At 73.0% G+C, this 25,288-nt stretch carries 24 protein-coding genes, 1 tRNA gene and 1 pseudogene; 15 read left to right on the top strand and 11 right to left on the bottom strand.

Annotated elements, in window-relative coordinates:
• Positions 1-215 precede the first annotated feature (215 nt).
• The 4 genes from HYE82_RS15910 to HYE82_RS15895 all read left to right on the top strand — a co-directional run bounded on the left by HYE82_RS15910 (position 216) and on the right by HYE82_RS15895 (position 4,160).
• Positions 216-1,490 (top strand): NAD(P)-binding domain-containing protein, encoded by a 1,275-nt coding sequence (locus HYE82_RS15910; protein WP_179174721.1) that lies wholly within the window; start codon positions 216-218, stop codon positions 1,488-1,490.
• Positions 1,491-1,507: 17 nt separating this feature from the next.
• Positions 1,508-1,750 (top strand): hypothetical protein, encoded by a 243-nt coding sequence (locus HYE82_RS15905; protein ID WP_179174718.1) that lies wholly within the window; start codon positions 1,508-1,510, stop codon positions 1,748-1,750.
• 101 nt (positions 1,751-1,851) lie between these two features.
• Positions 1,852-3,891, top strand: a complete 2,040-nt coding sequence (locus tag HYE82_RS15900) for a SpoIIE family protein phosphatase (RefSeq protein WP_179174717.1) — start codon at positions 1,852-1,854, stop codon at positions 3,889-3,891.
• A gap of 86 nt (positions 3,892-3,977) precedes the next feature.
• Positions 3,978-4,160 (top strand): hypothetical protein, encoded by a 183-nt coding sequence (locus HYE82_RS15895; protein WP_179174716.1) that lies wholly within the window; start codon positions 3,978-3,980, stop codon positions 4,158-4,160.
• A 140-nt stretch (positions 4,161-4,300) separates the two neighbouring features.
• Here HYE82_RS15895 and HYE82_RS15890 read toward each other — a convergent pair whose 3' ends face one another.
• Positions 4,301-4,744, bottom strand: coding sequence for a DUF6299 family protein (locus tag HYE82_RS15890; protein WP_179174715.1), 444 nt, complete (start codon positions 4,742-4,744; stop codon positions 4,301-4,303).
• Positions 4,745-4,909: 165 nt separating this feature from the next.
• On the opposite strand from HYE82_RS15890, the gene HYE82_RS15885 reads away from it, so the two are divergent.
• Complete coding sequence (locus HYE82_RS15885; RefSeq protein WP_179174714.1) at positions 4,910-5,503, top strand: DUF4352 domain-containing protein; 594 nt, start codon at positions 4,910-4,912, stop codon at positions 5,501-5,503.
• Positions 5,504-5,560: 57 nt separating this feature from the next.
• Positions 5,561-6,055 (top strand): DUF5949 family protein, encoded by a 495-nt coding sequence (locus tag HYE82_RS15880; RefSeq protein ID WP_179174713.1) that lies wholly within the window; start codon positions 5,561-5,563, stop codon positions 6,053-6,055.
• Between the two features lie 149 nt (positions 6,056-6,204).
• Here the strand turns inward: HYE82_RS15880 and HYE82_RS15875 are convergent, their stop codons facing one another.
• Both HYE82_RS15875 and HYE82_RS15870 read right to left on the bottom strand, forming a co-directional pair.
• Positions 6,205-7,485: a cytochrome P450 gene (locus HYE82_RS15875; protein ID WP_256987279.1), complete on the bottom strand. Its 1,281-nt coding sequence runs from the start codon at positions 7,483-7,485 to the stop codon at positions 6,205-6,207.
• Positions 7,486-7,540: 55 nt separating this feature from the next.
• Positions 7,541-8,695, bottom strand: a complete 1,155-nt coding sequence (locus HYE82_RS15870) for a low temperature requirement protein A (protein WP_179174712.1) — start codon at positions 8,693-8,695, stop codon at positions 7,541-7,543.
• Positions 8,696-8,889: 194 nt separating this feature from the next.
• Here HYE82_RS15870 and HYE82_RS15865 point away from each other — a divergent pair, with 194 nt between their 5' ends.
• Positions 8,890-9,147, top strand: coding sequence for a hypothetical protein (locus tag HYE82_RS15865; RefSeq protein ID WP_179174711.1), 258 nt, complete (start codon positions 8,890-8,892; stop codon positions 9,145-9,147).
• Between the two features lie 97 nt (positions 9,148-9,244).
• Here HYE82_RS15865 and mscL read toward each other — a convergent pair whose 3' ends face one another.
• From mscL to HYE82_RS15835, 6 genes are all read right to left on the bottom strand, one after another.
• A complete protein-coding gene (gene mscL, locus HYE82_RS15860) occupies positions 9,245-9,751 on the bottom strand; it encodes a large conductance mechanosensitive channel protein MscL (protein WP_179174710.1) in 507 nt (168 codons plus the stop codon).
• 129 nt (positions 9,752-9,880) lie between these two features.
• Positions 9,881-10,483: a hypothetical protein gene (locus HYE82_RS15855; RefSeq protein WP_179174709.1), complete on the bottom strand. Its 603-nt coding sequence runs from the start codon at positions 10,481-10,483 to the stop codon at positions 9,881-9,883.
• A 204-nt stretch (positions 10,484-10,687) separates the two neighbouring features.
• Entirely contained in the window at positions 10,688-11,521 is an 834-nt protein-coding gene (locus HYE82_RS15850) for an S-methyl-5'-thioadenosine phosphorylase (protein ID WP_179174708.1), read from the bottom strand.
• A 77-nt stretch (positions 11,522-11,598) separates the two neighbouring features.
• The gene (locus tag HYE82_RS15845; RefSeq protein ID WP_179174707.1) at positions 11,599-11,895 is read right to left on the bottom strand and encodes an FmdB family zinc ribbon protein; all 297 of its coding nucleotides are present in this window, start codon (positions 11,893-11,895) and stop codon (positions 11,599-11,601) included.
• A gap of 67 nt (positions 11,896-11,962) precedes the next feature.
• Complete coding sequence (locus tag HYE82_RS15840) at positions 11,963-13,258, bottom strand: MFS transporter (protein ID WP_179174706.1); 1,296 nt, start codon at positions 13,256-13,258, stop codon at positions 11,963-11,965.
• Positions 13,259-13,700: 442 nt separating this feature from the next.
• Positions 13,701-15,182 (bottom strand): potassium/proton antiporter, encoded by a 1,482-nt coding sequence (locus tag HYE82_RS15835; RefSeq protein ID WP_256987283.1) that lies wholly within the window; start codon positions 15,180-15,182, stop codon positions 13,701-13,703.
• A 261-nt stretch (positions 15,183-15,443) separates the two neighbouring features.
• Here HYE82_RS15835 and HYE82_RS15830 point away from each other — a divergent pair, with 261 nt between their 5' ends.
• The gene (locus HYE82_RS15830; protein WP_179174705.1) at positions 15,444-18,323 is read left to right on the top strand and encodes a penicillin acylase family protein; all 2,880 of its coding nucleotides are present in this window, start codon (positions 15,444-15,446) and stop codon (positions 18,321-18,323) included.
• Here the strand turns inward: HYE82_RS15830 and HYE82_RS15825 are convergent.
• On the bottom strand, positions 18,307-18,945 hold the full coding sequence (locus HYE82_RS15825; protein ID WP_309144333.1) for a 5-formyltetrahydrofolate cyclo-ligase: 639 nt from the start codon (positions 18,943-18,945) through the stop codon (positions 18,307-18,309). The genes HYE82_RS15830 and HYE82_RS15825 overlap by 17 nt on opposite strands.
• A 95-nt stretch (positions 18,946-19,040) precedes the next feature.
• Between HYE82_RS15825 and galU the strand changes: the two genes are divergently transcribed.
• The 7 genes from galU to HYE82_RS15790 all read left to right on the top strand — a co-directional run bounded on the left by galU (position 19,041) and on the right by HYE82_RS15790 (position 24,590).
• Positions 19,041-19,943, top strand: coding sequence for a UTP--glucose-1-phosphate uridylyltransferase GalU (gene galU / locus HYE82_RS15820; protein WP_179174703.1), 903 nt, complete (start codon positions 19,041-19,043; stop codon positions 19,941-19,943).
• Positions 19,944-20,049: 106 nt separating this feature from the next.
• A complete protein-coding gene (gene glp, locus HYE82_RS15815) occupies positions 20,050-21,345 on the top strand; it encodes a gephyrin-like molybdotransferase Glp (protein ID WP_218782672.1) in 1,296 nt (431 codons plus the stop codon).
• A gap of 166 nt (positions 21,346-21,511) precedes the next feature.
• Entirely contained in the window at positions 21,512-21,991 is a 480-nt protein-coding gene (moaC, locus tag HYE82_RS15810; RefSeq protein WP_179174702.1) for a cyclic pyranopterin monophosphate synthase MoaC, read from the top strand.
• Between the two features lie 122 nt (positions 21,992-22,113).
• Complete coding sequence (locus HYE82_RS15805) at positions 22,114-22,593, top strand: MogA/MoaB family molybdenum cofactor biosynthesis protein (RefSeq protein ID WP_309144334.1); 480 nt, start codon at positions 22,114-22,116, stop codon at positions 22,591-22,593.
• 17 nt (positions 22,594-22,610) lie between these two features.
• Positions 22,611-23,231 (top strand): GNAT family N-acetyltransferase, encoded by a 621-nt coding sequence (locus HYE82_RS15800; RefSeq protein WP_179174700.1) that lies wholly within the window; start codon positions 22,611-22,613, stop codon positions 23,229-23,231.
• 184 nt (positions 23,232-23,415) lie between these two features.
• Complete coding sequence (locus tag HYE82_RS15795) at positions 23,416-24,444, top strand: hypothetical protein (RefSeq protein ID WP_179174699.1); 1,029 nt, start codon at positions 23,416-23,418, stop codon at positions 24,442-24,444.
• A gap of 72 nt (positions 24,445-24,516) precedes the next feature.
• A tRNA-Ala gene (locus HYE82_RS15790) sits at positions 24,517-24,590 on the top strand.
• 255 nt (positions 24,591-24,845) lie between these two features.
• Here the strand turns inward: HYE82_RS15790 and HYE82_RS15785 are convergent.
• Positions 24,846-25,288, bottom strand: a pseudogene (locus HYE82_RS15785) (hypothetical protein); the annotation flags it as partial.

Raw genomic sequence — 25,288 nt, 5'->3', positions numbered from 1 at the left:
CGCCCCGCCGGAGGCCGCTGCTCCGGACGAGCTGGTGACACGGTGACCGTCCGGGAGGCGGCCCCGTGCCCCCGGCGGGCAACACGCCCCGTGCCGGCGTTCGGGGCGCCGGGCCCCGGGGAGCCGGAGATGCCGACGCGCAGCCCCCGCCGGCCCCTTACCTCCCCGGTGAACAACGGGGGACACATGAGACTGGAGGGACAGCGGTGACGCGGATGGAGGACCTCGTCGTGGTCGGCGCCGGTCCGTACGGGCTGTCGATCGCCGCACACGCGGCGGCGGCGGGGATCGGCGTACGGGTGCTCGGGCGCCCCATGGCCTCCTGGCGGGACCACATGCCCGACGGCATGTACCTGAAGTCCGAGTCCTGGGCCTCGAACCTCTCGGCCCCCGGCGGCCGCCACACCCTCGCCGAGTACTGCGCCGGCCAGGGGCTGGCGGCCGAGCACGGCCGTCCGCTCCCGATCGGCACCTTCAGCGCGTACGGCATGTGGTTCGCCCGCCGGGCGGTGCCGGAAGTGGAGGAGCTGACCGTCACCGAGGTCACCCCGCAGGGCGACGGCTTCCGCATCCGCACCGCCGAGGGGCCCCCGCTCCTCGCCCGGACGGTGGCCCTCGCCGTCGGCGTGATGCCCTTCGCCCGCCACCCCGGGGCGCTGGGCGAACTGCCGCCCGGGCACTACTCGCACAGCACCGACCACCGCGACCTGAGCCGGTTCGCGGGCCGGGAGGTCGCAGTGATCGGGGCCGGGCAGGCCGCCCTGGAGACCGCGGCCCTGCTCGCCGAGGGCGGCGCCCGGCCCTGCCTGGTCGCCCGGCGGTCCCGGATCGACTGGAACACCGTGCCCCCGCCGCTGGAGCGCCCGGCCCTGGAGGCGCTGCGACGCCCGCACAGCGGCCTGGGCAGCGGCTGGCACACCTGGGTGTGGTCCGAGCTGCCGTGGGCGGTGCGCCGGCTGCCCGCGGCGCGGCGGGAGCGGATCGCGGCCACCGCGCTCGGGCCCGCCGGGGCCTGGTGGCTGCGGGACCGGTTCGAGCGCAGCGTCCCGGTGCTGCTGGGGCACCGGCTGCACCGGGCGGTCGCGGTGGGGGACCGGACCAGGCTGGGGCTGATCGGCGCCGCGGGGGAGTCCGCCGTCCTGGACGTCTCGCACGTCATCGCCGCGACCGGGTTCCACCCGGAGCTGGACCGGCTGGGGCTGCTGGACGCCCGGCTGCGCGCCGCCCTGGACACGGTCGGCGGCGGCGGCACGCCGGAGTTGAGCCCCGGATTCGAGTCGTCGTGGCCGGGACTGTTCTTCGCGGGGCTGCTGACGGCTCCCTCATTCGGCCCTTCCATGCGATTCGTGCACGGCGCGGGGTTCACGGCGGGGAGACTGGTGAAAGGAGTCCGTAGGCGCCTCGGCGCCCTGCGCCGGCCGGCGGGCTCCCTCGGGACCCCGCAGCCGGCCCGGGCCGACGCGGGGCATCCGAAGACGTCTCTGTGGTGAGGTGAGAGGGGTCCGCGATGAGTGGGGAGCAGCGAGCACAGGGCCGCGGCTGGGTGCGCATCCCGGCCAGCCGCACGGAACAGCCCGTCACTGCGACCGGGACCGCCCCGTACGGTCCGCCCGCGCCCGCCGCACCGGACCCGTCGACGATCTACCTGTCCCTCCTCAAGCGCTGGCGGGAGGCCGGTCGCACCCTTCCGGGGCATCCGGACGAGGAGTGGGAGCGGCTGATCTCCCAGCCGTACTGGCCCGGCCGTTAGGTGGTGTGTGTCAGGTGGCAGCGGCGGAGCGCGACAGATCCGGCCCAGGGGCCGGCCGGGAAGCCGGCCGCGGCCCGCGCCGGGGAGCCGGCGCGGGCCCGGTGACCGGGCCCGGAGAGCGGCTCGCCCTGAACGGCATGGGCAGCTTCGAGTGGGACCTGCGCGCCCACACGTTCGACCTGGACGAGGCCGGGTACGCGGTCATGGACCTGGAACCCGAGGAGTTCGACCGGACCCCGGAGGGCCTCGGCCTGCGGATCCCCACGAACGACAGCGCGCGCCTGGCGGACTCCGTGCGGACCGCGGTCGACGAGGGCGCCGAGACGCACGGCTCGTACTTCACGGTCCGCCGGCGCGACGGCGTGGACCAGTGGACCCACACCCAGGGCAGGATCCTGCGGGACGCCGCCGGGCGGCCCGACCGCATCGTCGGGATCGTCCGGGACGCGACGGCCGAGCTGGCGCAGGCGACCGTCCTGCGGAAGTTGGAGTCGGCGCGGGCCAAGCAGGCGACGATCGTGCAGCGGACCACCGAGGCCCTCTCGCGGGCGGTGACGGTCGACGACGTGACCGCCACGCTGACGGGCGCGGGAGCCCTGGAGCGCCTGGGCGCCGACGGGCTGGCCCTGGGGCTGGTCGAGAACGGCGCGATCAAGATCATCGCGTTGAGCGGGGAGTCCCTGGAGATCCTCAGCGAGCGCAGGTTCACCCGGCTCGACGGCACCCTGCCGCTGTCCCAGGCGGTGCTCACCCGCAAGGCCCGGTTCGCCACCTCGCTCAGTGCGCTGGCCGAGGAGTTCCCCCTGCTCGCCGACTACCTGAACCGGATCCGGTTCGACGCGGCCGCCTACCTCCCGCTCATCGCCCAGGCCCGGGCCATCGGCGGGCTGGTGCTCTTCTACCGGCGGCGCACCGAGTTCAGCCCCGAGGAGCGCAACCTGTGCCTCGGCCTGGCCGGCATCGTCGCGCAGTCCCTCCAGCGGGCGCTCCTGTTCGACCAGGAGCGGGAGTTCGCGACCGGACTGCAGGCCTCGATGCTGCCGCGGCGGATCCCCGAGATCAGCGGCGGCGAGATCGCCGTGCGCTACCACTCCGCGTGGAGCGGCCGCGAGGTCGGCGGGGACTGGTACGACGTGATCGCGCTGCCCCGCGACCGGGTCGGCATCGTGGTGGGCGACGTACAGGGCCACGACACGCACGCCGCGGCGATCATGGGCCAGCTGCGGATCGCGCTGCGCGCCTACGCCGGCGAGGGGCACCCTCCGTCCACCGTGCTGGCGCGGGCCTCCCGCTTCCTGGCCGAGCTCGACACCGAGCGCTTCGCGACGTGCATGTACGCACAGGTGGACCTGGAGACGGGCGGCGTACGGGCGGTCCGGGCTGGCCACCTCGGCCCGCTGATCCGGCACACCGACGGGCGGACCGGCTGGCCCAACGTGCGCGGCGGGCTGCCGCTCGGGCTGGCCTCCGTGTTCGAGCAGGAGGACTTCCCCGAGACCCGGCTCGACCTCGTTCCCGGGGAGACGCTGGTGCTGTGCACGGACGGCCTGGTGGAGGAGCCCGGCACCGCCATCACCCAGGGCATGGAGGCTCTCGCCCAGGTGGTCCGCAGCGGCCCGCAGGAGGCCGGGGCGCTCGCCGACCACCTCTCCGACCGGCTCTGGGAGCGCTGGGGCTCCGGCGACGACGTGGCCCTGCTCGTGCTGCGCCGGGCCCCGGACCCGGGCACCCACCGGGCCCCGCGGATCCACCAGTACATCCACCAGGCCGACCCGGAGGGACTGTCGGAGGCCCGCTACGCCCTGCGGCAGGCGCTGCGGGACTGGGGCATGCCGGAACTCGCCGACGACGTGGAAGTGGCCGCCGGGGAACTGCTGGTCAACGCCCTGCTGCACACCGACGGCGGCGCCGTGCTGACCATGGAGGTGCTGCCGGAGCCGGTGCGGCGGATCCGGCTGTGGGTCAAGGACCGCTCCAGCGTCTGGCCGCGGCGGCGGACCCCGGGCGAGGCCGCCACCACGGGGCGGGGACTGCTGCTGGTGGACGCGCTGGCCACGCACTGGGGGGTGGAGTCCCGGGGCGACGGCAAGGCGGTGTGGTGCGAGTTCGACGCGGCGGGCAGCCCCCGCGGCACGGCGTGAGCATGCGCGCACGCCGAGTTGTGGCCGACGGGGTCCGGCGTGATGATGCGGTCCATGAGACGGACGTGTGTGGAACGGATCGTCCCGTGCGGCGCCGCCTGAGCGGGCGCACGGCCACCGGCCTGCTCGCGCTGCTCCTGCTCGGGGCCGCGGTGCCGACGGCCGTGGACCTCGCCGTGGACTTGGCCACGGGGCACCGGCACGCGGATCCCGGGTGCCGGACGGTGGCGTTCATGTCGATGACGGGCGCGGCGCCGCCCTGCCGCTGAGCGCTCCGCTCCGGTCGTGGAACCGCGGGCCGGTGGGGCTTCGCCGCGCAGTACCCCGCGCCCCTTTCGGGGCGCGGTACCGCGTGGGACCTCACCGAGCCCGCTCGGCGCCCCCGCCCGCCCGGCCGTGCCGCCGCGACTCAGCGGAGGTCGACGACCTCGACGACCTTCCGGTCCGCCGCCACCGTGTCGAGCGACGAGGGCATGAAGCCGGAGAAGTGGATCTCCTGGAGTTCCGCCGCGGCCTCGGCGCGTCCCGCGTGCACCCCCGGCGTGTAGCGGAGCGTGCCGCGCGCGTACCAGGCGTGGCTCCTGCCGTCGCAGACGGCCGCGCCGGCGCTGAGGCCGAGGCGCACGCCGTCCTGCACGAGGGTGGCCCCGACATGGATCGCCCCCTTGGGTGACGGCAGCTCGCAGCGGTAGGTGCCGGAAAGGGTGATCGTGCCGTCCTTGCCGATGGATGCCTTCGACTGTACGGAAACAGCCTGATTGAATACGGTGGCCTCGGCCGGGGCGGGGAATACCGCGGCTGCGGCCAGTGCCGAGAAGGCCGCCAGGGTGATTCTGCTGCCGTACGCGCGCATTCTTCCTCCAAGGGGATCCGGATGGCGGAATTCTGTCGGAACGCATTGTGCTGGCAGATGGACGGCAACTCGCTCCGGATGCCCGTGTCGGTGTGTGCAATTCCCCGCTCGGGCGCGTGAGACTGGCCGGAAAAACCACCTCGAAGGTCCCCGAAGGGATCGCGCATGCGCCAGCCCGCCTCCGCCTCCGCCCCCGCTCTTGCCGCCGTCGCCCTCCTGCCGTTCCTGCTGTTCGGGGCCACGGCCTGTTCCGCCCCCTCCGACGGGGCCGCGCTCGCCCCCGCCGCAGTGCCCGCCGTCCCCGTGGACGACGCCGCCCCGGGCGCCGCGGGCGATCCCGCCGCGAAGGAAGCCCACGTGGGCGACCCCGTACGGGTGCACGGCCGCCAGATCGGCCGGCACCTCCAGGCGGTGCTCAACGCCTACGTCGACCCCGCGGTCAGCGTGGAGAAGAACTACTCCCCGCCCGCGGGGAAGCGCTGGGTCGCCGCCTCGATGTCGTTCGTCAACGTCGGCGGGGCCCCGTACGGGGCACTCGGGCGCATGTGGGCGTACGACACCGCGGGGAAGCGCCACCCGGCGGTGCAGACCGGCGAACTGACCACCGGAAAACCGCTCGTCCTCGACTCCGTCGCCGTCGGCGAGCAGGCCGAGGGGTGGGTCGTGTTCGAAATCCCGGAGAATGCGCGCATCGTTCGGCTCCAGTACCAGGATGCGAACGTCCAGTCGAATTCCGGAGAGGGATTCTGGGCGGTGTAGTCCGCCCGGGTGACAGGCCGTGAAGGGGGCGTCGCGAAGGCCACTAGGGTGCGGCGCATGACTTCAACTCAAGCCGAAATCGACCGGACCCGGCTCGGCACCCTTTCGGTGCTCGCCTGGATCGGCGACCCCGCCGAGGGCCACGACATGCCGTACCTCCTCGCCTACTCGCTGGGCGACGGCCCGCAGGGCCCGGAGGCCGCCGGGGAGGCCGCGCGGGCGCTGCTGGCGGAGAACAAGCTGTCCGTCGGGGACAAGGTCGAGGACGGCCGGAACGACCCGGCGGGCTTCCCCGTGCAGATCGTCCTGGCGGACAACCAGGTCGCGCTGACCCTGCCCGGACTCAACGCCACCTGCACCGTCCCGGACGAATGGGTCGAGGCGGCGAGTGAAAGCGGGCAGGCGTACTTCCTGTTCGCCACGCGCCCCTGGCCCGAGGCCGTACCGGGCCGACCGGTCGACGCCGCGATGCTCCAGGCGTTCGCGGGGGACGAGGAGGTTCTCGCGACCAGCGCCCACTGCCTCCTCGCCGTACGGCGCCTGCAGCAGTAGCCGCGCCCCCGCCGCGCGGTGTCGGCGGCGGCAGGCCGGGTGCCCGCCGCCCGCCCCGGCCGCCGGGCCCCCAGCCTGCCCGGCGGCCGGTTCCGCCCGCCCGCGGCGCGCCCCCGCCGTACGCCCGCCGCACGCACCGGCCGGGAGCGCTACCGCGGCTGCTCGAAGGCGAACCTGAGCGAGCGGACGCGGTTGTCGAAGTTCGACCCCGCCAGATCCGGCAGCCCCACCGCCCGGAGCCCGACCGGACGGATCAGCAACTCGCGGAACAGCGCCTTCATCTCCACCCGGGCCAGGTGCGCGCCCAGGCAGAAGTGCGGGCCGCCGCCGCCGAAGCCCAGGTGCGGGTTGGGGGAGCGGGTGATGTCGAAGGCGTCCGGGTCGGGGAAGACCGCCTCGTCGCGGTTGGCGGAGGCGTAGTACAGCACGACCTTGTCGCCCGGTCTGAAAACGTGCCCGCGCAGGGTGTGCTCGGCCGCCACGGTCCGGCGGAACTGGATGATCGGCGTCGAGTGCCGGATCATCTCGTCCACCGCCCCGTCCGCGTGCTTCTCGAAGTCCTCCAGCAGCAGGTCCCGTTGGTCCGGGTGGTCGGTCAGCAGGGACAGGCCGTGGGTGATCGCGTTCCGGGTGGTCTCCACGCCCGCGACCATCAGCAGCGAGAAGAACGCCCCCAGCTGGCGCGCCCCCAGCGCCTGCCCGTCCACGTTCGCGCAGACCAGCGCCGAGATCAGGTCGTCGGAGGGGTTCCTGCGGCGCTCCCGGCCGATGCCCGCGACCATCCGCTGCATCCGCGCCAGCGCCCGCAGGCCGCGCCCGGGCATCCGCAGCCGTTCGGCCAGGCCCCGTTCGACGCCGATGTGCTCCGAGGCGTGGTTGACGCGGTCGGCGATCTCCGGCCGGTGGCGCTCCGGGATGCCCATCATGTTGCAGATGACCTCCAGGGGCAGCCGGGAGGCCACGGCCGAGACGAACTCGTCGGGCCGGTCCGCCAGGACGTCGTCCACGATCCGGGCGGCCACCGCGTGGATGTCCGCCTCGGCCGCCGCCAGCAGCCGCGGCGTGAACGCCCGCTGCACGATCTTGCGCAACCGGGCGTGGTCGGCGCCGTCCAGGTTGACCATCGAGTCCCCGAACAGGGCCCGTACCCACCGCGCCGGCTCGGGCGTGGTCACCCCGGGCGCGCTCGCGAACACCTTCGGCAGCCGGCTCGCCTCCTGCACGTCCGCGTACCGGACCAGGGCCCAGTGGCCCCGCCCCCTGCCCTCGGGCACGAAGACCGGGGAGTCCAGCGCCCGCAGGCGGGCGAACGCCGCGAGCCGCGCCGCCGGGGGCTGCTGCCAGAACGCGGGGTCGGCGAGCTCCCCGTACTCCTCGTGCTCCGCCCCCGCCGGGCCGGCCTGCCCGTACCGCTGTACCGGGACTTTCATCGTTTCTTCTTCCTGTTGCCGGCGCGTTGGCCGCGGCCGCTGCCGCCCGCGCTCCTCACGCACCAGAACGCTCCCGATCCGCCAAGGTCACGCCCGCCGCGACCGTGGCGGCGGCCACCATCCCGGCCCACAGCACCGCGTACGCACCCGTCCAGGCGCAGGCGAGGACCGCCGCCGCCGACACCGGCAGCAGCAGCTGCTGCGTCATGCCGCGCTTGAAGTGGCGCGAGTGCAGCAGCCAGACGAAGGCGAGGTACACCGCCATCGGGACGGCCACCGCGAGATTGGCCGCCGTCTGGGAGATGCGGGCCTTGCCGACGGAGTACTCGATCGCCACCTCGATGCCCGCGCCGATCGCGGCCGCCGAAGCGAAGATCAGGTAGTGCCCGTAGCCCCAGGGAATGGCCTGGCGATTGTTGCGCAGCAGGTCGTGGGCCGGGGCGGCGAAGTAGATCCACCATGCCGAGAACACCAGCAGCAGCCCGCCCCCCGCGATCGGCAGCAGCACGTCCAGCGCCTCGTGCTCGGCGATCGCCGACTGCACGGCGACGGTGCTGGCGGCGATGGTCTCGCCGAGCACGATGATGGTGAACAGCCCGTAGCGCTCGGCGATGTGGTGCGGGTGCCACGGCGTCTGGCGGCCGCGCTCCGCGATGACCGGCACGAGCAGCTCCGCCGCGACGAGGACGAGGAACAGCCACCTCTGGCTCGCCTCGGGCGCCCAGAGCAGGGCCACCCAGCCCGCCTGGCAGATCACCAGCCCGATCGCGTACGTGAGCGCGCAGCGGCGGGCCCCGCCGCTCTCCCCGGCCGCGGCGCGCAGCCACTGCACGGTCTGCGCGAGGCGCATCACCACGTAGCCGATGACGGCGACGGTCCAGTCGTTGTCGTTGAACGCCTGGGGGATCCCCGCCGAGTAGACCAGCACGCCGGAGATCTGCACGAGCGTCGCGATCCGGTACGGCACGTCGTCGACGTCGTAGGCGGAGGCGAACCACGTGAAGTTCATCCACGCCCACCACACGCCGAAGAACACGTAGAGGTAGCCGCTCACCCCGGCACCGACGTGGTCCTCGGCGAGCGCGTGGACCAGCTGGCGGCCGGCCTGCGCCACGGCCACGACGAAGCACAGGTCGAAGAAGAGCTCCAGCGCGGTCGCGGACCGGTGCCTCTCGTCCCGGTCGCGGGCCGTCATCGGTACGTACGTCATACCGCCCAGCACAGCAGCCCGGGGCCGGACGGCAGGGCCCGGCAGGCCCCGGCGGCGGCCGGAGGGAGCCCCCTTCACCTGTACGGTCCCGCTGCAGCCCCGTCGAGGCGGCCTTGAAGGGCAGGTGACGCCTGGCATGGTGCTGTGCTGGCGGCGGCGGGGCCGGGTCCGCGGGCGGCCGTACCCTGGGGGTCATGAGCACCGTCCCTGCTTCCGACCCGCAGTCCGCGAACGCCGAGCCCTCGTCCCCGGCCGGCGCCGAGTCCCCGGCGGACCCGCAGGCCGGTTCCGCGGCCCCGCGGAAGCCCCGGCCGCGGCTCGTCTTCGACGACCCGCTGGACCAGCAGTCCCGGGACGACACCGACCACGGCTGGGGCGAGCGGGCTCCCGCCACCGGGAGCTCCGCCGACCTGGCCCGCTTCCTCGACGAGAAGCCGCCGCACCACCTCTGACCGGCCGGCACCGGCACCGGCACCGGCAGCCCGGCCAGCAAGCCGGCCGCCCCTCGTGCTCCGGGCCCCGGCCGGCCGACGAGTGCGGCCGGGCCCGCTAGTACTGCTGCCGGGAGCCTGGCGCGGCGCCGGGGCCGCCGTTGCCGGCCGCCCTGCCGCGCTGGGCGACCAGCTCGTCCCGGATCTCCTTGAGCACCACCAGCTCGGTGACCTCGATGGTCTCCTTGACACCCTCCTGGGTCTTGCGGCGCTCCTCCACCCTGGCGAGGTACTTCGCCATCGGCAGCACCATCAGGAAGTAGACGACCGCGGCCGTGATCAGGAAGGTCAGCGCCGCGTTCAGCACCGAGCCCCACAGGATGTTGACGCCGATGGGCTCCCCCTTCGCATCGACGCCGCAGGGGCCTTTCAGGCAGGAGCTGTAGCCGTCCAGGCTCTTGGTGCCGACGGCGCCGACGACCGGGCTGATGATCCCCTTCACGACCGCGTTCACGATGTTCGTGAACGCGGCGCCGATGATCACCGCGACGGCCAGGTCGACCACGTTGCCGCGCATCAGGAAGGCTTTGAAGCCCGCCAGGACACTCTGCTGCTTCTCGCTCACCGCTGAGCCTCTCTTCGAGTCCGTCATGAATGGAGCCAACGGTTCCGAAAACTACGGCAGTCGGGGCCCGGTGTGTCCAGTCCGGGTCCGGCCCGTGGCGACCCGCCGGTACGCGCATCCGATTCCGGATCAGCACAGCGTCACCGCCAGCCGCGCCACCGCACCCGCCCCGACCAGCGCCCGCGCGGTGTCCCGGGGCACGGACAGCACCACCAGCGCCCCGCCGTCCCCCGCTCCCGCAGGGCCCGCCTCCGGGCCCGGTACGGCGTCGACCCGGGCCCCCTCCGCCACCACCCGCGGCGGCCCGGCCCGCTCCGCCGCGACCACGTCCACCCGGTCACCGGGCCGCAGCAGCCGTACGGTCGCCGCATCCGCGATCCGCACGGGCGCGGACACCGTCCGCGCGGGCGGCGGCGGTGCCTCCTTCACGGGCGGCCCGGCCCCCCGGGACGCCTGGGCCTGAGGGCCGCCCGCCACCGCGAGCGCGGCCGCCGCGACGGCCAGCGCGGCCGAGGCCGCCCGCCGCCTGCGCCGCAGCGCCCGCCGCAGCCGGTCCCCTCCCCGGCCGACCCGCACGGGAGGGAACACCGGCACCGTACGCGCGGGCGGGCACGGGGAGGAGGAGGGAGCGGGACAAGGAGGCGAAAGGGGGACGGAAGCGAGGGAGGCAGACGAGGAGGAAGGAGAGGAGGAAGACGAGGAGGAGGTGGGGGTCTGGAAGGTCCTGGACATGACGGCACCGCCGGGCTGAGTGGTTCCGGTGTCCGGACGGGCGTCCGGACACCCCCACGATCCGCTGCTCCGCCCGACCCCGCTCGCGCCTGTGGACGATCCCCAGCCTGTGGACAGCCGTGTCACCCACACGGGAGCGGCCCCCTCGCCCAGAGCGATGCCAGAGCGAGGGGGCCGCGTTGTCGTCAGGGCGGTCCGGACCGCCTACGGCAGTTCGATGCCCAGGTCCCAGCCGTCGTGCGCGTGCGTGCACAGGCAGTCGCGGGAGTCCGTGGCCGGCAGCGCCGCCACTGCGTCGAAGAGCACCCCGCGCAGGCGGCCCACGTTCTCGCCGAACACCTTCAGGACCTCGGTGTGGGAGACGCCCTCGCCGGTCTCCGCGCCCGCGTCCAGGTCGGTGACCAGCGCCATCGAGGTGTAGCAGAGCCCCAGCTCCCGGGCGAGGACGGCCTCCGGGTGGCCCGTCATGCCGACGACCGACCACCCCATCGCCGCATGCCACTGCGATTCGGCGCGGGTCGAGAAGCGCGGGCCCTCGACGACGACCATGGTGCCGCCGTCGACCGGCTCCCAGCTCCGCCCGCGGGCCGCGGCCAGCGCCACCGAGCGCCCCACGGGGCAGTACGGGTCGGCGAAGGTGGTGTGCACCACGTTCGGGACGGTCCCGTCCGGCAGCGGCTCCCCGTCGAAGAAGGTCTGGACGCGGGACTTCGTACGGTCGACCAGCTGGTCGGGGACGAGCAGCGTCCCCGGACCGTATTCGGCGCGCAGCCCGCCGACCGCGCACGGCCCGAGCACCTGGCGCACGCCCATCGAGCGGAGCGCCCACAGGTTGGCCCGGTAGTTGATCTTGTGAGGCGGGACCTTGTGGCTCCGGCCGTGGCGGGGCAGGAAGGCGACCTGGCGCCCGGCCAGCTCCCCGAGGAAGAGGGAGTCGCTGGGGGCCCCGTACGGGGTGTCCACCTGGATCTCGGAGACGTCCTCCAGGAAGGAGTAGAAGCCCGAGCCGCCGATGACACCGATCTCTGCGTTAGCCATGCCGTCACCCTAACCGGGGCATGCGCGAGGCCCCGCTGCCGGAGGGGGCGGCGGGGCCTGGCGGCGATGCGGCTCGGTCAGGCGGCCGAGGTCGAGCCCGTCGACGGGCTGGACGAGGCGGCCGGCGCAGGGGAAGCCGTCGAGGTGCTGCTCGACGACGAGGACGGCTTCGAGGCAGGGGTGCTGCTCGACGAGGCGCCGCGGCTGTCGTTCCGGTAGAAGCCGGAACCCTTGAAGACGATGCCGACCGCGGAGAACACCTTCTTCAGGCGTCCGTGGCAGCCGGGGCACTCGGTCAGTGCGTCATCGGTGAACTTCTGCACGGCCTCAAGGCCCTCACCGCACTCGGTGCACTGGTACTGGTAGGTCGGCACGAATTTCCTCCTGGCACTCTGACTCGATGAGTGCTAACGATGCTCCATGGTGACGCATTCCCGCCGATCAGTCCACCGTCACCGGCGTGCGGTGACCCATACCACGCTCGTCGGCGGGCGCGGACGAGTTGATGATCCGGCTCGGGGCCTTGGGCGCCAGCTTCGACCGCAGCGCCAGCAGGGTGGCCAGGGCCAGCACCGTGCCCGCCATCGGCACCAGGAAGCCGTACGAGGAGCCGTGGGCGTCGGTCAGGCGGCCGGCCAGGATGACGGCCACGGCCTGGCCGAAGGCGACCGCGCCGGTCAGCCAGGTGAAGGCCTCGGTCCGGGTGTGGCCCGGGACGAGGGACTCGACCATCGTGTAGCCGGTGATCAGGGCCGGGGCGATGCACAGGCCGACGAGCAGGCCGAGGGCGCCGAGCAGGACCGCCGAGTGGGCGGTCCACAGGACGGACGCGGCGACGGTCAGGCCGGCGTAGCCGAGCAGCAGCCGACGGCGCGGGCCGATCTTCCAGGCGACGGCGCCACAGGCGATGCCCGCGATCATGTTGCCGGCCGCGAACACGCCGTACAGCAGGCCGTTCGCGCCCGGGTTGCCGATCTCGTTCGAGAAGGCGGCCAGCGAGACCTGCATGCCGCCGAAGACGGCCCCGATCCCGAGGAAGGCGGCGACCAGGACGCGCAGGCCGGTGTGGGAGAGGGCGGAGGCGTGCTTCTCGCCGGCCGCAGCGGCGGCGTGGGCCGCGGGCTGGGTGGCGCGCCGGGCGGCGAAGACCAGGCCGCCGACGAGCGTCAGCGCGGCCTCGGTGGCCAGGCCGGCGGCGGGGTGGACGCCGGTGCACAGGGCGGTGGCGAGGACGGGGCCGACGACGAAGGTGAACTCGTCGGTGACGGACTCGAAGGCAGCCGCGGTCGGCAGCAGCGGCGAGCCCTCCAGGCGGGCGGTCCAGCGGGCCCGGACCATGGGGCCGACCTGCGGGACCGAGGCGCCGGTCGGGACGGCGGAGAGGGCGAGCGCCCACAGCGGGGCGTCGAGCAGGGCGAGCGCCACCAGGGCGGCGACGGCTGCGGCGTGCGCGAGGACGACCGGGACGAGGACGGCGCTCTGACCGTGCCGGTCGGTGAACTTGCCCATGACCGGTGCGGACAGCGCCATCGAGATGCCGGTGACGGCGGAGACGATGCCGGCGGACCCGTAGGAGCCGGTGGTGTGCTGGACCAGCAGCAGGATGCTGATGGTCAGCATGCCGAAGGGGAGGCGGGCGGCGAATCCCGGGAGGACGAAGCCGAGGGCGCCGGGGGTGCGCAGGAGCGCGCCGTACCCGGGCCGCGCGGACGTGTCGGTCGTGACTGCGGATGTCACGGCCTGGCCTTTCCGCTGCCTGGTAGAGATCCCGGCTTGCGGAGGTGTTTCGCTGGTGAGCGGCCGCACCCGTACGCGGGAACCCCGAGAGCTGTCCTCTTGCGCAGAACCGAGTGATACCTGGGCGCCCACTGCGGTTGGGGTGCCACGGCCGCTTTGCGGTCGCGCCAGCTCTGCGTCAGGCAGAGTTGGTTCGATGTGGTGTGCCTTTATCGTACAGGCAGGTGTGCTATCACGCCCTGTGATTCTGCCGACAAGCCGCGCCTTCGCCTCCGAATAACCGGAACTTCGGAGGGCTACACGCCGCTGAATCGAGGGTGAAGGCACGCAGATTCCATGCAAAACGTGCGTTCTGGAGCGGCGCTCTCATGACCGAAACGTGCTGGGACCCATGGGATGGTCGGGTCGCAGCGGCCCTCGGCCGAGGAAATGAGGAATGCGGTCAGCGCCCCGCCCTCCCGTTCCCCGTTCCCAGCCATCCGGCCAGCTTTCCGCCCCGGGCCACCGCCCGCAGCCGCGCCTCCGCCGCGTCCCGCACCGGATCGGTGGCCACGACCAGAAGCTCGTCCCCGCGCCGCAGCACGGTCTCCGGCAGCGGCACGAAGCTCTTGCCCTCCCGGACGACCAGCGTCACCGAGGCCCCGGGCGGCAGCCGCAGCTCGCCCACCTCGACGCCGTGCATCCGCGAGGCCGCCGGGATGGCGAAGGACAGCAGGTGCCCGCGCAGCTTCTCCAGCGGGGCCGACTCGATCCCCAGGTCGGCGGCCGTCTCGTCCCCGTTGCCGAGGTTGAGCTTGCGGGCCAGCCAGGGCAGTGTCGGCCCCTGGATCAGCGTGTACACGACGACCAGCACGAAGACGATGTTGAAAATGTGGTCGCTGCCCTCGATCCCGGTCACCATCGGGATGGTCGCGAAGATGATGGGGACGGCGCCGCGCAGGCCCGCCCACGCCATCAGGGTCTTCTCCGGCAGGGGCAGCCGGAACGGCGCCAGGCTGACGAACACCGACAGCGGCCGCGCCACCATGGTCAGCACCAGACCGATGACCACCGCGGGCCAGAAGTCGCCGGGCAGCTCGTGCGGGGTGACCAGCAGGCCGAGCAGGACGAACATCCCGATCTGGGCGATCCATCCGAGCCCGTCCGCGAACCCGCGGGTCGCCGGCCAGTGCGGGAGCCTCGCGTTCCCGAGCACCATGGACGCGAGGTACACCGCGAGGAAGCCGGAGCCGTGCGCCAGCGCGCCGGCCGCGTACGCGGTCACGGCGATGGCCATCACGGCGATCGGGTAGAGGCCCGAAGCGGGCAGGGCCACGTGCCGGAGGCCGTACGCCCCGACGAAGCCGACGGCCAGGCCGATCGCGGCGCCGATCGCGAGCTCCAGCGCGATCTTGCCGATCAGGACGTACCAGGGCTCGATCGGGCCGACGGCCGAGAACGCGACGACGAGGATCACGACGGGGGCGTCGTTGAAACCGGACTCGGCCTCCAGCACGCCCGTGACCCGGGAGGGCAGCGGCACCCTGCGCAGAACGGAGAAGACGGCCGCCGCGTCGGTCGACGAGACGACCGCGCCGATCAGCAGGGACTGCCGCCAGTCCAGCCCGACCAGGTAGTGCGCGCCCGCCGCCGTCGTGCCCACGCTGATCGCCACGCCGACGAGCGACAGGGCGGCGGCGGCCGGCAGCGCCGGCCTGATCTGCTTCCACTTGGTGCCCAGGCCGCCCTCGGCGAGGATCACGACGAGGGCCGCGTACCCGATGACCTGCGTCAGCTCGGCATTGCTGAAGACGACCTGGCCTATGCCGTCGCGGCCGATCGCGACGCCTATGCCGAGGTAGATGAGCAGGCTGGGAAGGCCGCTGCGCGACGAGACGCGCACCGCCACGACGGCGACGAGCAGGACGAGCGAGCAGAGGAGCAGAAGTTCGTTGAGCGTGTGGACGGTCAGCGGGCGGCCCTCCTCTACACGCCTGGCGGATCCTTCCCCCTGGCGGCCGGATCGGATAAGTGGTTCGTTACCTTACCTAATATTTGACGTTTCCTTTACGTGATAGTCACATTGTGAAACGCCGCTGCGCCCTTGTCCTGAGGACCTCGACCCCTGGCGGATCAACGGGAGCGGTCCTGCGCCTATGGTTGCTTCCAGTACTGCCAGGACCACCCTGCCGCTCTAAGGACAGCGATGCCCGCCAAAGAAACCGCCCCTTCCGTCAAGAAGAAGGGACGACGCGCCCGACTGCTCGTGCTCGTTCTGGTCCTGGCGCTCGTGTCGGGCTTCGGGTACGGGACGTACTGGGGCCTGGACACCGTCCGGGCCTCGTTCCCGCAGACCACCGGCTCCCTGAAGGTTCCCGGACTGAAGGGGGCCGTCGAGGTCAAGCGCGACGCCAACGGCATTCCCCAGCTGTACGCCGACAGCGACGACGACCTCTTCCGCGCCCAGGGCTTCGTCCACGCCCAGGACCGCTTCTGGGAGATGGACGTGCGCCGCCACATGACCTCCGGGCGGCTCTCGGAGATGTTCGGCGCCGGCCAGGTCGAGACCGACGCGTTCCTGCGCACCCTCGGGTGGCGCCAGGTCGCCCAGGCGGAGTTCGACTCGAAGCTCTCGCCCGAGACCAAGAAGTACCTCCAGGCCTACGCCGACGGGGTCAACGCGTACATGAAGGGGAAGTCCGGCAAGGACCTCTCCGTCGAGCACGCCGCCCTCAAGCTCAGTGACAACTACCGGCCCGAGGCGTGGACGCCGGTGGACTCGGTGGCCTGGCTCAAGGCGATGGCCTGGGACCTGCGCGGCAACATGCAGGACGAGATCGACCGCGCGCTGATGACGAACAAGCTCACGCAGCAGCAGATCGACGAGCTCTACCCGCCCTACCCCTTCGACCGGAACAAGCCGATCGTCGAGGGCGGCAAGATCGAGGGCGGCAAGTACGCGCCGCAGGGCACCGCCGGCTCCGGCAGCGGCAAGGGCGCGGGCTCCGGCGCGGCGTCCGGCTCCGGCACCACGGGCGCGGGCACCACGGGCCCGGGCGCGGGCTCCGGCGCCGCAGGCGCCGCCACCGCCAACCAGGCCTCCACCGCCCCGCAGTCCGGCCTCGCCGGCAATGCCACCGCCCAGGGTGCGTCCATGGGCCTGCGCACCTCGCTGAGCTCCCTGGCCAAGACCCTGGACCAGGTCCCGGCCATCCTCGGCCCCAACGGCAGCGGCATCGGCTCCAACTCCTGGGTCGTCTCGGGCCAGTACACGACCACCGGCAAGCCGCTGCTCGCGAACGACCCGCACCTGTCCCCGCAGCTGCCCTCGGTCTGGTACCAGATGGGCCTGCACTGCCGCGCCGTCTCGCCCCAGTGCCAGTACGACGTCGCCGGCTACACCTTCTCGGGCATGCCCGGCGTGGTCATAGGCCACAACACGGACATCGCCTGGGGCATGACCAACCTCGGCGCCGACGTCACCGACCTCTACCTGGAGCAGGTGCGGCCCGAGGGCTACGTCTACGACAACAAGGTGGTCCCCTTCACGACCCGCGTGGAGGAGATCAAGGTGGCCGGCGGCGCCTCCAAGAAGATCACCATCCGCTCCACCAACAACGGCCCGCTGGTCTCCGACCGCAGCGACGAACTCGGCACCGTCGGCGGCCGGGCCCCCGTGCCCAGCTCGGCCCCGGACCGCGGAGAGGGCTACGCCGTGGCCCTGCGCTGGACCGCCCTGGACCCGGGCAAGTCCATGGACGCCGTCTTCAAGCTCAACAGGGCCAAGGACTTCGCCGCCTTCCGCCTCGCCGCCCGCGACTTCGAGGTCCCCTCGCAGAACCTGATCTACGCGGACGTCAAGGGCAACATCGGCTACCAGGCCCCGGGCCGCATCCCGCTCCGCGGCGCCGGCGACGGCCGCATGCCCGCACCGGGCTGGGACCCGAAGTACGCCTGGAAGGGCGGCAAGGACGGCAACGCCGGCTACGTCCCGCAGGACGAGATGCCGTACGACTACAACCCGGCGCGCGGCTACATCGTCACCGCGAACCAGGCCGTCGTGGAGAACGGCACCGGCGCCGGCAAGTACCCGCACCTGCTGACCGGCGACTGGGGCTACGGCGCCCGCAGCCAGCGGATCAACGACCTCATCGAGGCGAAGATCAAGAACAGCGGCAAGATCTCCAGCGACGACATGCGCGCCATGCAGATGGACAACAGCAGCGAGATCGCCGCGCTGCTGACCCCGATCCTGGCCAAGATCGAGATGGGGGACCCGGACGTCCGCGCCGCGCAGAAGCTGCTGGACGGCTGGAACTACACCCAGGAGCCGGACTCGGCGGCGGCCGCCTACTTCAACGCGGTCTGGAGCAACATCCTCCGCCTGGCCTTCGGCGACAAGCTGCCGAAGGAGCTGCGCATCCAGGGCAGCTGCATGAACGTCCGCGAGGAAACGAGCGGCCCGGCCGACGACCTGGCCAAGACGGTCCGCGAATGCGGTGCGCGCGATGCCGACTCGGCGCAGCCCGACGGCGGCGACCGCTGGTTCGAGGTGGTCCGCCGCCTGATCAAGGACGAGAAGTCGGCCTGGTGGCAGTCGCCCGCCGTCCGGAACAAGCCGGCGACCACCACCCGCGACGAGCTCTTCGCGCGCGCCATGGTCGACGCCCGCTGGGAGCTGACCGCCAAGCTCGGCAAGGACCAGTCCACCTGGAGCTGGGGCCGCATGCACCAGCTGACGCTGGAGAACCAGACCATCGGCAAGGAGGGGCCGGACTTCCTGAAGTTCGTGCTCAACCGCGGCCCGTGGAACCTGGGCGGCGGCGAGGCCACCGTGAACGCGACCGGCTGGAACGCGGCCGGCGGCTACGGGGTCACCTGGGTCCCGTCCATGCGGATGATCGTGAACCTCGGCGACCTGGACAAGTCCCGCTGGATCAACCTCACCGGCGCCTCCGGGCACGCGTACCACGACAACTACACGGACCAGACCACGCTGTGGGCCAAGGGCGACCTGCTCGACTGGCCCTTCGGCAAGGAGGCCGTGGACAAGGCGACGGAGTACCGGCTCACGCTGAATCCGTGAAACGGACCACCCCCGAGGGGGTGGCCACCGCCTGAACGGGGTGGTCGTGCGGTTCCTCCGGGACCCGCGCGACCACCTCTTCGTCGTAGAGGAGCACGACCAGCGCCGGATGCGCCCCGGCGCGCTCCAGGCGCGCGAGCACCCGGTCGTACGAGCCCCCGCCGCGCCCGAGGCGCATCCCGCGCCCGTCGACCGCCAGCCCCGGCAGCAGGACCGCGTCCGCGCCGGTGACCGCCTCCGGCCCGAGGCGCGGACCGGAGGGCTCCAGCAGAGGCATCTTCCCTGCGTGGACGGTCTCGGTGAGGGAGCCGGGGCCCTCGTACGCGGCCCAGTCGAGGTCGTTGTCGGCCAGCAGGACGGGCAGCAGCACCCGCTTCCCGGCGGCGCGCAACCCGTCCAGCAGGTCGCGGGTCCCCGGTTCGCTGCCGACCGAGACGTACGCGGCCACGGTGCGGGCGCCGGCCAGCTCGGGCAGGGCCAGGGCGGAGCGGGAGAGCGCGCGGGCCGACGTGCGCAGCGAGCCGGGGGACAGGGCACGGCGGGCGGCCAGGAGTTCGCGGCGCAGCAGCGTCTTCCCGGACGGCTGCGGCCGGCGGGCGGGGTTCGGCGGGGTCGTTACCACTGGTGACTCGCTTTTCCTCTCAAAAAGGATCAAATGTTGATCTACTTGCCGGTTTCCAAACGGAGGCCATGGCATCACCCACTATGGTTCTGCCCATGACTCAGTTGCACCCCGTGATCAAAAAGGCAGTCATCCCTGCCGCGGGCCTCGGCACCCGCTTCCTTCCGGCGACGAAGGCGACGCCCAAGGAAATGCTCCCGGTCGTGGACAAGCCGGCCATCCAGTACGTGGTCGAGGAGGCCGTCTCGGCCGGACTGGACGACGTCCTCATGATCACAGGGCGTAACAAGCGGGCCCTGGAAGACCACTTCGACCGCAACTACGAGCTGGAGTCGGCGCTCACCGCCAAGGGCGACGACGACCGCCTCAAGAAGGTCCAGGAATCCAGCGACCTGGCCACCATGCACTACGTCCGCCAGGGTGACCCGCGCGGCCTCGGCCACGCCGTCCTGTGCGCCGAGCCGCACGTCGGTGACGAGCCCTTCGCCGTACTCCTCGGCGACGACCTCATCGACCCCCGCGACCCGCTGCTGCGCCAGATGGCGGACGTACACGCCCGCACCGGCGGCAGCGTCATCGCCCTGATGGAGGTCGACCCGGCCAACGTCCACCTCTACGGCTGCGCCGCCGTCGAGGCCACGGACGACGCGGACGTCGTCCGCATCACCGGCCTCGTCGAGAAGCCGGACCCCGAGGACGCGCCGAGCAACTACGCCGTCATCGGACGCTACGTCCTCAACCCCGCGATCTTCGACATACTGCGGGAGACCGAGCCGGGCCGCGGCGGGGAGATCCAGCTCACCGACGGCCTGCAGAAGCTGGCCGCCGACGAGACCGTGGGCGGCCCGGTGCACGGCGTGGTCTTCCGGGGCCGCCGCTACGACACCGGAGACCGCGGCGACTACCTGCGGGCCATCGTCCGCCTCGCGTGCGAGCGTGAGGACCTGGGCCCGGAGTTCCGCACCTGGCTTCGCCGTTACGTCACGGAGGAGATGTAGCACCTTGACCAGCAGCCCTGAGGCATCGCAGGCATCAAAGGCAGCGAAGGAAGCGGAGCCGGCGGAGGCGCCGCAGGACACCGGCGGCTCCTGCGGACACCGGCGCCTGTGGTCGGTGGACGAGCACCTCGCGGACGTCCTCGCCGCCGTCCGGCCCCTGGAGCCGATCGAACTCCAGCTGCTCGATGCCCAGGGCTGTGTCCTGGTCGAGGACGTCACCGTCCCCGTCGCCCTCCCGCCCTTCGACAACAGCTCGATGGACGGGTACGCGGTCCGCACGGCGGATGTCCAGGGTGCCGGCGAGGAGTTCCCCGCGGTCCTCACGGTCATCGGGGACGTGGCGGCGGGCAGCGGCGAACTGCCCGCCGTCGGCCCCGGCCAGGCGGCCCGGATCATGACCGGGGCACCCCTGCCCCCCGGTGCGGAGGCCGTCGTACCGGTCGAGTGGACCGACGGCGGCACGGGCGGCGGCGCGGCCGCCGCGATGGCCCCGGCCAGCGCGGCCCCCGAGGGAGCGGGCGGCGAGGTGCGGGTGTACCGGCCGGCGCAGGCGCGGGCGCACGTCCGCGCCCGCGGCAGCGACGTCCAGGCAGGCGACCTCGCGCTCGCCGCGGGCACCGTGCTCGGCCCGTCCCAGATCGCGCTGCTGGCCGCCATCGGGCGCGCCACCGTACGGGTACGGCCGCGCCCGCGCGTGGTCGTGCTGTCCACCGGCAGCGAGCTCGTCCAACCGGGCGAGGCCCTGGCCGCGGGCGCCATCTACGACTCGAACAGCTTCGCGCTGGCCGCCGCCGCCCGGGACGCCGGAGCCATCGCCTACCGGGTCGGGGCCGTCGCCGACGACGCCGAGACCCTGAAGGCCGCCATCGAGGACCAGCTGGTCCGCGCCGACCTGCTGGTCACCACCGGCGGCGTCAGCGTCGGCGCGTACGACGTGGTCAAGGAGGCCCTGTCCTCGATCAGCACCGCCCCGGACGAGCCGGACGCCGGCCGGATGGACTTCCGCAAGCTCGCGATGCAGCCCGGCAAGCCGCAGGGCTTCGGCACCATCGGCCCCGACCACACCCCGCTGCTCGCCCTGCCCGGCAACCCGGTGTCCTCGTACGTCTCCTTCGAGCTGTTCGTACGGCCCGCGATCCGGGCGCTCATGGGCCTGCCGGACGTCAGCCGGCCCAGCGTGCGCGCGGTCCTGAAGGCGGACGAGGCGCTCGGCTCCCCGGCCGGCCGCCGCCAGTTCCTGCGCGGCGCGTACGACGCGGACAGCGGCACGGTCAGCCCGGTCGGCGGATCCGGCTCGCACCTGATCGCCGCGCTGGCCCACGCCGACGCGCTGATGGTCGTACCGGAGGACGTCACCTCCGTGGAGCCCGGCAGCGAGCTGGACGTGATCCCGCTCGGCTGATCCCGCTCGGCTGGTCCCGCTCGGCTGGTCCCGCTCGGCCGAGGGCGGCCGAACGGCTGCGGGGCGCCCGGAGCCGTTCCCCCGGCGCCCCTGTTCCGGCAGGTGCGGGTAGCGTGTTGCACCACACAGGCCCCCTCGGGGCCCGGGAGCGGGAGCGGCACGACCCATGGACACGCAGAGCAGGCTGACGCACATCGACGAGGCCGGAGCGGCCCGGATGGTGGACGTCTCGGAGAAGGACGTCACGACGCGGACGGCGCGCGCCAGCGGGCGCGTGCTCGTCTCCCCCCGGGTGGTCGAACTGCTGCGCGGCGAGGGCGTACCCAAGGGCGACGCCCTCGCCACCGCGCGGATCGCCGGGATCATGGGCGCGAAGAAGACCCCCGACCTGATCCCGCTCTGCCACCCGCTGGCCGTCTCCGGGGTGAAGGTGGACCTGTCGGTCGCCGACGACGCCGTCGAGATCCTCGCCACCGTCAGGACCACCGACCGCACGGGCGTGGAGATGGAGGCGCTCACCGCCGTCGCGGTCGCCGGGCTCACCGTGATCGACATGGTCAAGGCCGTCGACAAGGGTGCCGTCATCACCGACGTCCGGGTGGAGGAGAAGACCGGCGGCAAGTCCGGCGACTGGACGCGCGCGTGAACGCCCCGCGCGGCGGCGACGCCTTCAGCCACGCCCACCCCGGCGCCCAGGCCCGGGGCGAGGGCGGCGACACGGCTGCCGGTGCCGCTGCGGGTCCCGGCGCGCGGCAGGCGCGCGGTCTCGTGGTGACCGCCTCCAACCGTGCCTCGGCCGGCGTGTACGCCGACAAGGGCGGCCCCCTGCTGGCCGAGGGGCTGCTGGCGCTCGGCTTCACCGTCGACGGCCCGCGCGTCGTCCCGGACGGCGACCCCGTCGAGCAGGCGCTGCGCGAGGGCGTGGCCGCCGGCTACGACGTCATCCTCACCACCGGCGGCACCGGCATCTCGCCGACCGACCGCACCGCGGACGTCACCGCGCGGGTGCTGGACTACGAGATCCCCGGCATCCCGGAGGCCATCCGGGCCGAGGGCCTCGCGAAGGTGCCGACCGCAGCCCTGTCCCGGGGGCGTGCGGGCGTGGCCGGCCGCACCCTGATCGTCAACCTGCCCGGCTCCACCGGCGGCGTCCGCGACGGCCTCGCGGTCCTCGCGCGGATCCTGCCGCACGCGGTGGACCAGATCCGGGGCGGCGACCACCCGGCACCGTCGGGGAGCCAGAGCTGAACGGACCCACCTGGCCGGTGGCGCTCGTCGACGGCGATGTCACCCTCCGGCCGATAAAAATGCGGGACCAGAGCGCCTGGCGCGAAGTGAACCGGCGCAACCGGGAATGGCTCCGGCCGTGGGAGGCCACGATTCCGCCGCCCGCGCCCTGGGGGCCGGTGGTCCAGCGCCCGACCTACCGGCAGATGGTCCGCCATCTGCGGGCGGAGGCGAACGCGGGGCGGATGCTGCCGTTCGTCATCGAGTACCAGGGGCGGCTGGTCGGCCAGCTGACGGTCGCCGGGATCACCTGGGGCTCCATGTGCGCGGGCCACATCGGCTACTGGGTGGACCGCGAGGTGGCGGGGCGGGGCGTGATGCCGACCGCCGTGGCTCTTGCGGTGGACCACTGCTTCGCGCGGGTCGGACTGCACCGGATCGAGGTGTGCATCCGCCCGGAGAACGGGCCGAGCCGGCGGGTGGTGGAGAAGCTGGGCTTCCGCGAGGAGGGGCTGCGGCCGCGCTACCTGCACATCGACGGGGCCTGGCGCGACCACCTGGTGTACGCGCTGACGGTGGAGGAGGTCCCTGAGGGGCTGGTGTCGCGCTGGCACCGCACGCGGGACCGGGGGCCGGGTCCGGACACAGGCGCCCGATAAAGCACGCGGGTCACCGCCCGCAGTGAATTCGAAAACGCGTTCGAATTCTTGATGTCCGGGGATCCGAATCGCCCATATCCTGATCCGAAGAATCACAAAAAAAGTCGGTGATATCAGCCGGTTCGTGCGACACACCGGTCCAATTGGCGGATCCTTCAGGCCGTATCCCTCTACGGTGTGAGGTGTGAGCAGCAGCGGCCTCATCTACGCAGTCATTGTGGGGGCCTGGGCCGCCTACTTGGTGCCCATGTGGCTCCGGAGGCAGGACGAGCTGAACGAGGCCCGTCCGACGGAACGCTTCTCCACTGCCATCCGGCTGCTTTCCGGCCGGGCGGGAATGGAGCGCCGTTACGCCAAGGGGCTGCGTGAGCGCACCGACCAGGAGGCGGATCCCCAGTACCTCGCGGATCCGGACGCCGCGACGGAAACGGTGAATTCCGTGGACGCCGACGCCCGGCCCGTCGGCATGCCCGCAACCAGGACGGAGCCGAGGTCCGCCCTCGTGGAGCGGCAGGCCGTGGCCGAGCGGCAGCGGCGCCAGCAGCGCCTGCAGGTGCTCGCCCGCCGCCGTCGCACCACCGCGCTCCTCTTCCTCGTCTTCACCCTGGGTGCCGTCGTCGCCGCGGTCGGCGGCGTCGCCTACCTGTGGGCCCCGGGCCTGCCGGCCGTCATGCTGAGCGCCTACATCGCCTACCTGCGCGCCCAGGAACGGCGGCGCTACGAGTTCACCATGGACCGCCAGCGCGCCGAGGCCGCCGCCCGCCGGCTGCGGGAGAGCCGCCCGGACCGCCGCGAGACCGAGGAAGCCGCGGGAACCGAACCCGAGCCCGCGCCGCCGCTCTCCCCGCAGGAGGCCGGACGCCGCGCCCTGGTCGAGCAGACCGACCACGCCGAGTGGGTGGACCAGCAGCGCGAACGCGGCCCCGGCCGCGGCGACAGCTGGGAGCCCGTCCCGGTTCCGCTGCCCACCTACGTGACGGCCCCGGTCGCCCCGCGCGCCACCGGCCCGGCGGCCCCGGACGGCTGGAGCGCCTCCCGCTCCAGCACGGCCGAGCCGACGGACCCCCGCCTGCGCGCCCAGCCCGCGGCTCCCGCCAAGCCGGACGCCGCCGGGGCGCCGCAGGCCGCCCGCCCGCGCGGCCGCGACCGCGGGCGCACCCCCCTGTTCGACCAGTACGAGAGCGACGACCGCCCCCGCGCGGCCAACGAATGACCGCCGCGAGGCCGCTCCGGGAACGGATTTTGGTGCGGCGACGCGGGGATGCTAATGTTTCACACGTCGCAAGGGCCTGTGGCGCAGTCTGGTAGCGCACCTCGTTCGCATCGAGGGGGTCTGGGGTTCAAATCCCCACAGGTCCACAGACCAGGCCGTTCACGACTTAGGTCGTGAACGAGTCACGAGATCCCGTCCAGTTCATCGAGCTGGGCGGGATTTCTCGTATCCGAGGCTTGGCACGGCGGGGATGCCGCTCCGGGAGGCCGGGCGCGGGTCCGTGGGCAGGGCGAGCGGAGCGTGCGATGGGTTCGCGGGCATGCCGAAGCGGCCGCGGGGCCGGGGTGGCCCTGCGGCGCGCTGTGGTGGCGGTTGTCGATCCTGTGCCAGCTGTGTGGCGGCTAGGGTTCCGGGGGCGTCGGGTTGATGATCGTCCGAGCCTCGCTCTCAGCCGGGACTTCGGCCTCGTAGGGGTCGGGCGTGGTGGGGATGTGCCCGAGGGTGTAGCGCTCTTCGCGCCACTGGCGCCGGTCGCGCAGGTAGCCCTCGATGCTCTTGAGGTTCTCCACGAGGAGCTGTACGGCGCTCAGGAGGGTCTGGGCGACGCGGCCACGGCTTTGGCGCTTCTCGCGGGAGTGCAGGAACGTATCGACGTTCTTTGCACGGCCGTTGAGGCCTTCGATGTGGCTGCGGAGGCTGCGGTAGGCGCGCTGCCAGGCGGCGCGGCCCCAGGGGAGCTCCTGGCGGAGCTTGGGCATGAGGTCGGCCGGCACGGTGATGGTGGACTGCTGGCAGATCGCGGGTCGGCGGTGGCTGGGGCGCTCGGGCGGGCGCACCTGGGGGC

Source organism: Streptomyces sp. BR123, from assembly GCF_013401435.1.
In the GTDB taxonomy this organism is placed as follows: Bacteria; Actinomycetota; Actinomycetes; order Streptomycetales; family Streptomycetaceae; genus Streptomyces.
The sequence above is the reverse complement of the archived record's forward strand: the minus strand, read 5'-3'. Positions and strand labels throughout refer to the sequence as shown.